Raw genomic sequence first — 7,191 nt, forward strand, 5'->3', positions numbered from 1 at the left:
CAATGGAAGCGCGGGTCGAGGCGCTCGAAGCCCTGCTCGTGGAAAAAGGGATCGTCGATTCCAGAGTGGTCGACCAGGTGATCGAACACTACGAGACGAACGTGGGACCACTCAACGGCGCCAAGGTGATCTCCCGCGCCTGGACCGATCCCGGGTATCGACAGCGACTGCTCGCCGACGGCACGCGTGCCATCGCGGAGCTCGGCTTCGGGGGCCCCGAGGGCCACCGGATCGTCGCGGTAGCGAACACGCCCACTGTTCACAACGTCGTGGTGTGCACTCTGTGTTCTTGCTATCCCTGGCCTGTACTGGGCTTACCGCCAGGCTGGTACAAGTCGCCGGCATACCGCTCGCGGATGGTCGCCCAGCCGCGAACCCTCCTCTCGGAGATGGGGCTCGAGCTGCCTCCCGACGTGCTCGTCAGGGTCTGGGACAGCTCGGCGGAAGCGCGCTATCTGGTGGTTCCCGAGCGGCCGGCCGAAACCGAGGGACTGAACGAGGCAGAACTGGCTCGACTCGTCACGCGAGACTCGATGATCGGGGTGGGGCGACCCCTGTCCCCCGCCGGGGCAGATGACCGCTGACCCGCCGAGTCTGGACACCGATCTGCTGGGCCCGCTGTCCCCGCCCCGCGACAACGGTGAGCTCGTTTTCGCGGCACCGTGGGAACGCAGGGTTTTCGGGCTGACGGTCGCCGCGTGCCGATCGGGCGTCTGCGATTGGGACACGTTTCGGCAGCGGTTGATCCGTCGCATCGCTGCCGACGACACGCGGCCCTACTGGCGCAGTTGGGCCGCGGCCCTCGAGGACATTCTTGACGAGACCGCCGTGCTGGCGCGCGGCGAACTCGATGAACAACATCGGGAGCAATTGAGCCGCCCCGCGGGTTCCGACCACCACACGGGCTAGGCGTCGGCTTCAGCCCAGAAGGCCGCCGCCGTCTCGGCAATCCTTTCGGGATATTCGCCGTTGATCGCATGTGATGCCTCAGGCCATAGCTCGATCTGACCGCGCGGCAACAGCTTCCGCGCGGTGGCGGCGGCACGCTCACCATGGTGAATCACGCTGCGGCCCGCGATCAACGCGAGGACCGGGACGTCGAGCGTACGCAACTGGTCAGCGGTGAACAACGTCGGTGCGGGCTGGCGTAGCACAAAATCCCTTGTTCCCGAGGCGATCAGCGCTGCGGCCGGAACGGAATCGTCGACCTCAGCCCCGCCGGCGATCCACCTCAACACCCAGCGGCGCAATCCCTCCGGCACGTTGGGTAGACCCATGGGAATCATCATCACCATGGTCCGAACCGGGATCGGCGCGAAGGTCATCACGGGGTCGAGCAGGGTCAGCGACGACACCCGGCCCGGCTTCAGGACCGCATAGTTGGTAGCCGACCATCCGCCGAAGGACACTCCCATGAGATGCGGAGACGTCAACGCCAGCCCGGCGAGCATCTCGTCGAACCACTGCGCCTGGTCCTCGGCACTCCCCAATTCGTGCTCCTGCACCGACAACCCCGGCTCGCCAAGCAGGTCGACCGCGAACACGGTGCGATGGGCCAGCAGACCTGGGAGGTTGTCTGCCCACATCGGGGTGGACGCGTTGCGGCCCGGCAGCAGGACAACCGGACGCCCGTCGGGGCCCGGGAAGCGGTATACCCGAACAGTTCCGAAACTGGTTGGGATGTCGAAGGTCTGGTCGTACGGCGGGAGGTCGGCCAGGCAGTACTGATAGACCGCGAGGAAGTGGGCACGGGCCGCATCGCTGCGGAAGCGCCCAATCCTGGGGTTCGGCACTACTCGACGGTGACGGACTTGGCCAGGTTGCGTGGCTTGTCGACGTCGTAGCCGCGGGCCTGCGCGACGCCGGCGGCAAATATCTGAAGCGGGATGGTCGACAGGAGCGGCTGGAAAAGCGTTGACACCGGAGGGATCTCGAACAGGTGGTCGGCGTAGGGCCGGACGGTTTCGTCGCCCTCCTCCGCGATGACGATCGTGATCGCGCCGCGCGCCTGAATCTCCCTGATGTTCGACAGCAGCTTGGCGTGCAGGGTCGGTGAGTTCTTCGGCGACGGCATGATCACGATGACCGGCAGGTCGTCCTCGATCAATGCGATGGGGCCGTGCTTGAGCTCACCGGCGGCGAAGCCCTCGGCATGCATGTACGCCAGTTCCTTGAGCTTGAGGGCGCCCTCGAGCGCAACCGGGTAGCCGACGTGACGACCGAGGAACAGCACCGTCTGCGATTGGGCGAAGCGCCGTGCCAGCTCGAAGACCGGCTCGACGTTGTCGAGTACGCGGGCGACGAGGTCGGGCATGGCCTCCAGGTCACGGAATTCCCGCTCGACTTCTTCCGGGTACTTCGTACCGCGGGCCTGCGCAAGTGCCAGTCCGACAAGGTAATTGGCGGTGATCTGGGCGAGGAACGTCTTCGTCGACGCCACACCGATCTCCGGACCGGCGCGGGTATAGAGCACCGCATCGCACTCACGGGGGATCTGCGAGCCGTTGGTGTTGCAGATGGCCAGCACCTTGGCCTTCTGCTCCTTCGCGTGCCGCACCGCCTCCAGCGTGTCGGCTGTCTCACCGGATTGCGAGATCGCCACGACCAGCGTGTGACGGTCGAGAACTGAATCGCGGTACCGGAACTCGCTCGCCAGCTCCACCTCGACAGGCAGCCGGGTCCAATGCTCGATCGCATACTTGGCCAACAGCCCGGAGTGGTATGCGGTACCGCAGGCGACGATGAAGACCTTGTCGATCTCGCGCAGCTCCTGATCCGACAGGCGCTGCTCGTCGAGCACCACGCGGCTGTCGGCGAAATGGCCGAGCAATGTGTCGGAGACCGCGGTCGGCTGCTCGGCGATCTCCTTGAGCATGAAGTATTCGTAGCCGCCCTTTTCGGCAGCCGAGACGTCCCAGTCGATATGGAATTCGCGCGCATTGGCGGAGTCGTCGTCGCCGTTGAAGTCCGTGATGCGGTACCCGTCGGCCGTCACCACGACTGCCTGATCCTGTCCCAATTCGACAGCATCGCGCGTGTATTCGATGAACGCGGCCACATCCGACCCGACGAACATCTCACCGTCACCGACACCTAGCACCAGCGGCGTGGAACGTCGGGCCGCGACGATCGTGCCCGGTTCGTCGGCGTTCGCGAAGACGAGGGTGAAATGGCCTTCGAGTCGGCGCAGCACGGCAAGCACAGAAGCCGGAAAGTCGCCCGCGGTGGGTCCGTGGCGGTACTGCCAGGACACCAGATGCACGGCCACCTCGGTGTCGGTGTCGCTGGTGAACTCCACGCCCGTGGCTTCCAGTTCAGCGCGCATGACGGCGTAATTCTCGATGATGCCGTTGTGGACGACCACGATCTTCCCGGCGGCGTCACGGTGCGGGTGGGCGTTGCGATCGGTCGGCCTGCCATGGGTCGCCCAGCGGGTGTGCCCCAAGCCGGTGCTGCCGGCAAGGGTGCCCGCCTCGGATTCGGCAAGCGCAGTCTCGAGGTTGGCGAGCCGCCCGGCCCGGCGCCGTACCGTCAGGCCGCCATTGCCGTCGAGCAGGGCGACACCCGACGAGTCGTATCCGCGGTACTCCATCCTGCGCAGCGCGTCGACGACCACGTCGCAGGCAGGACGCTGCCCGACATAACCGACGATTCCGCACATAGCCTTTCAGGGTAGTGCAAGAGCGCCGGCGGACCTGCCTGCGCTACGGTCGTCTGGTGGCGCGGACAGCGAAGCTCTTCAACGGGTTGAAGCGCCGCGGTCCGCACCGCGTTTTGCGGGGTGACCTGGCGTTTGCCGGACTGCCCGGCGTGCTCTTCACCCCGGAGTCGGGGATGAATCTCGCTGGTGTCGTATTCGGTCACGACTGGCTTACAAGTGACGACCGTTACCGCGGAACGCTCGAACATCTGGCGTCGTGGGGCATCGTCGCCGCCGCGCCCGCCACCGAGACCAGCATGGCGCCGTCGGTGCTCAATCTGTCTTACGACCTGGGCACCGCCCTCGACATCATCGCCGGGGTGCGGTTGGGACCGGGCAAGATCAGCGTCCATCCCACGAAGCTCGGGGTGGCCGGACACGGTTTCGGCGCCTCCGCGGCGGTCTTCGCGGCGGCCGGGATGCCCGGCAGGTTGAAGGCTGTCGTGGCGGCGTTTCCGACCGTCACCAAGCCACGCGCCGAAGAGCCCGCATCGACACTGAAGGTGCCCGGCCTCATTCTCGCCGACCCTGGCGACCCGATGTCGTTGCGCTCCAACGCTGTCGAACTCGCACGCGTCTGGAAGAGCGGCACGTTGCGCGACGTAAGCAGCGTGAAGGCCGGTGGGCTCGTCGAGGGGCGCCGGCTGGCCAAAGCGGTCGGACTGCCCGGCGCCGATCGCGGCACGCAGAAGATCGTGCGTGCACTGATGACCGGGTACTTCCTACACATGCTCACCGGCGACAAGGCCTACCGCGACTTCGCCGACCCCGAGATCGCACTGCCCAAGGCGACGACGATGGACCCGTTCGCCGACGATCCGGTGGCTCTCGAGAACAAAGTCGTCGCGCTCCTGAAGCCCTGAGTGCGACCAACCAACCGGTTGGGTGTATAAAGCTCACATGTCGATGCGCACCGGAATCTTCCTCAACTACGCGGGTGGCTTCCTAGAGGCCGTCGACCAGATCGTCGAACTCGAGCAGGTCGGCGTCGACGTCGCGTTCGTGGCCGAGGCCTACTCCTACGACGCGATCAGCCAGCTGGGCTTTCTGGCGGCGAAGACGACGCGCATGGAGTTGGCCACTGGCGTCGTCCCGATCTACATCCGCACGCCGACGCTGCTCGCGATGACGGCCGCCGGGCTCGACTACGTGTCCGACGGCAGGTTCCGGCTGGGCATCGGCACCTCCGGCCCACAGGTCATGGAGGGCTTTCACGGAGTCCCCTTCGACGCTCCGCTGGGGCGCACCCGCGAGGTCATCGACATCTGCAGACAGGTCTGGCGCCGCGAGCGGGTGACATACGACGGCAAGCACTATCAGATTCCGCTGCCCGCCGATCAGGGAACCGGCCTCGGCAAACCGCTGCAATTGATCAATCACCCTGTGCGCGAACGCATCCCGATCAATATCGCCGCACTCGGCCCGAAGAACGTCGAACTCACCGCTGAGATCGCCGAGGGGTGGCAGCCGGTGTTCTTCCTCCCGGAGAAGGCCGACGACGTGTGGGGTGACGCCCTGCGCGCCGGGTTCGCCAAGCGGGATCCCGCTCTGGGCCCACTGGACGTGACGGTCAGCGCGCCGTTGGCGATCGGCGACGACGTCGATGACCGACTGGCGTGGACGAAACCGCAACTGGCGCTGTACATCGGCGGCATGGGCGCACGCGGCAAGAACTTCTACCACAACCTGGCCACGCGCTACGGCTACGGCGAGGTCGCCAACGACATCCAGGACTTGTACCTGGCGGGCAAGAAGACCGAAGCCATCGCCGCGGTTCCCGACGAATTGGTGCGCGCCGTTTCGCTGGTGGGTCCGCGCGGTTACGTCAAGGAGCGTCTCGCCGCCTTCGCGGAGGCCGGTACCACCACACTTCTGCTACAGCCGCTGTCGGGTGAGCGCGCCGAAACGCGGCGATTCGTCGAGGAATTGCGTGAGCTACTCCCGTAACGATTAAGCCGAATGCAGCCGAGGCTGTAGACTGATCTTCAGCGGCATCGTCTGTTCTGCCTTTTGCCGTTTCTCGATCGTCAACCGAGCGCCGCGGATTGATCCGCGCCGGGCAGGACGACCACACTCTACTTTCGGAGCTTCAACCTTGTCTGTTCAAATCACTGACGGCACAACCGTGCCCACTTTCGCCGACCTCGGCCTGCCCAAGGCTGTCGTCGATGTCCTTGCCGGTAACGGCATCGACTCCCCGTTCCCCATCCAGGCCGCGACGCTGCCCGATTCGTTGGCCGGCCGCGACGTATTGGGCCGCGGCCGCACCGGTTCCGGCAAGACGTATGCGTTCTTGTTGCCCATGGTGACGAGACTCACAGCGAGTCAGTCGAAGCGAGCACCGGGCCGTCCGCGTGCGCTCATCCTTGCCCCGACCCGCGAGTTGGTCGCTCAGATCGACGCCGCGCTCGCGCCGTTGGCCGCCGCAACGAACTTGCGGTCCGTCGTCGTATTCGGTGGCGTCGGACACCAGCCACAGATCGACAAGCTGCGTGCCGGCGTCGACATCGTGATCGCGTGCCCCGGGCGTCTGGAAGACCACGTGAAATCGCGCCACGCGGATCTGTCCGCCGTCGAAATCACCGTGCTCGACGAGGCTGACCATATGGCGGACCTCGGCTTCCTTCCTCCGGTGAAGCGACTGATGGACAAGACGCCCCGCAATGGCCAGCGAATGCTGTTCTCCGCCACCTTGGATGGTGGCGTGGATGTCCTGGTCAAGCGGTACCTGACCGATCCCGTCGTGCACAGCGTCGACTCGGAGCAGTCGCCGGTCGCGGCAATGGAGCATCACGTGCTGCATGTCGAGAAGGCGGCCCGCATCAACGTGCTCGCCGACCTGGCGGCCTCGCCGGGACGCAAGATCGTCTTCGCCCGCACCAAGCATGGCGCCAAGAACCTTGCCCGCCAGCTGAATTCGCGCGGAGTTCCTGCAGTCGAGTTGCACGGCAACCTGTCTCAGAATGCCCGCACGCGCAACCTGGCGGCATTCTCCGATGGATCGGCTTGGGTGCTGGTCGCGACGGATATCGCTGCGCGCGGTATCCACGTCGACGACGTCACCCTCGTGGTACACGCCGACCCGCCGGTCGAGCACAAGGCGTATCTGCACCGGTCGGGCAGGACGGCGCGCGCAGGAAACGACGGCACCGTCGTGACGCTGATGCTCGACGAGCAGGTGTCCGATGTGCGGCAACTGACGCGCAAGGCCGGCGTGAAGCCGACGATCACCCGCTTCCGCGGCCCGTCACATCCGGTGCTGCACGAGATCGCCCCTGGCGAGCGCTCCTTCGGTAGCCCGATCGTGCCCGCGGCCCCCAACCGGCCCGCACCTGTCAAACCCGAGCAGTCTCGTCGGCGCCGCTCGAACAACCGCCGCAGGCGCCCCGCCAACGCCTGAATCAGCACCGCCGAGAACCGTGGATAACCTCCGCGGGTGTCGGCCTGTTGCCTCACGTCAAGATGCGCGCGTGGGGGCATTCGTTGCCTCA

At 66.0% G+C, this 7,191-nt stretch carries 7 protein-coding genes; 5 read left to right on the forward strand and 2 right to left on the reverse strand.

Annotated elements, in window-relative coordinates; translation table 11 throughout:
- The first annotated feature begins 2 nt into the window (after nt 1–2).
- Nucleotides 3–584: a nitrile hydratase subunit alpha gene (gene nthA / locus M1248_RS10505; RefSeq protein ID WP_317148293.1), complete on the forward strand. Its 582-nt coding sequence runs from the start codon at nt 3–5 to the stop codon at nt 582–584.
- Nucleotides 574–909, forward strand: a complete 336-nt coding sequence (locus tag M1248_RS10510) for an SH3-like domain-containing protein (RefSeq protein ID WP_317148278.1) — start codon at nt 574–576, stop codon at nt 907–909. Before nthA ends, M1248_RS10510 begins: the two co-directional genes overlap by 11 nt.
- Here M1248_RS10510 and M1248_RS10515 read toward each other — a convergent pair.
- Nucleotides 906–1,793 (reverse strand): alpha/beta hydrolase, encoded by an 888-nt coding sequence (locus tag M1248_RS10515; protein WP_317148279.1) that lies wholly within the window; start codon nt 1,791–1,793, stop codon nt 906–908. The two genes, M1248_RS10510 and M1248_RS10515, sit on opposite strands and share 4 nt — an antisense overlap.
- Nucleotides 1,793–3,661: a glutamine--fructose-6-phosphate transaminase (isomerizing) gene (glmS, locus tag M1248_RS10520; protein WP_163735700.1), complete on the reverse strand. Its 1,869-nt coding sequence runs from the start codon at nt 3,659–3,661 to the stop codon at nt 1,793–1,795. The genes M1248_RS10515 and glmS overlap by 1 nt, the downstream gene beginning before the upstream one ends.
- Before the next feature lie 56 nt (nt 3,662–3,717).
- Between glmS and M1248_RS10525 the strand changes: the two genes are divergently transcribed.
- From M1248_RS10525 to M1248_RS10535, 3 genes are all read left to right on the forward strand, one after another.
- Complete coding sequence (locus M1248_RS10525; protein ID WP_317148280.1) at nt 3,718–4,563, forward strand: dienelactone hydrolase family protein; 846 nt, start codon at nt 3,718–3,720, stop codon at nt 4,561–4,563.
- 43 nt (nt 4,564–4,606) lie between these two features.
- The gene (locus M1248_RS10530; RefSeq protein WP_317148294.1) at nt 4,607–5,647 is read left to right on the forward strand and encodes an LLM class F420-dependent oxidoreductase; all 1,041 of its coding nucleotides are present in this window, start codon (nt 4,607–4,609) and stop codon (nt 5,645–5,647) included.
- Between the two features lie 178 nt (nt 5,648–5,825).
- Entirely contained in the window at nt 5,826–7,100 is a 1,275-nt protein-coding gene (locus M1248_RS10535; protein ID WP_163738457.1) for a DEAD/DEAH box helicase, read from the forward strand.
- Nucleotides 7,101–7,191: the final 91 nt, after the last annotated feature.

The sequence above is a fragment of the Mycobacterium sp. 29Ha genome (assembly GCF_032883055.1).
GTDB classification, from domain to species: domain Bacteria; phylum Actinomycetota; class Actinomycetes; order Mycobacteriales; family Mycobacteriaceae; genus Mycobacterium; species Mycobacterium gallinarum.

Excerpts from the sequence above, each read along its gene's own strand:
- nthA (WP_317148293.1), top strand. The coding sequence starts at position 3 with ATGGAAGCGCGGGTCGAGGCGCTCGAAGCCCTGCTCGTGGAAAAAGGG.
- M1248_RS10510 (WP_317148278.1), top strand. The coding sequence starts at position 574 with ATGACCGCTGACCCGCCGAGTCTGGACACCGATCTGCTGGGCCCGCTG.
- glmS (WP_163735700.1), bottom strand. The coding sequence starts at position 3,661 with ATGTGCGGAATCGTCGGTTATGTCGGGCAGCGTCCTGCCTGCGACGTG.
- M1248_RS10530 (WP_317148294.1), top strand. The coding sequence starts at position 4,607 with ATGCGCACCGGAATCTTCCTCAACTACGCGGGTGGCTTCCTAGAGGCC.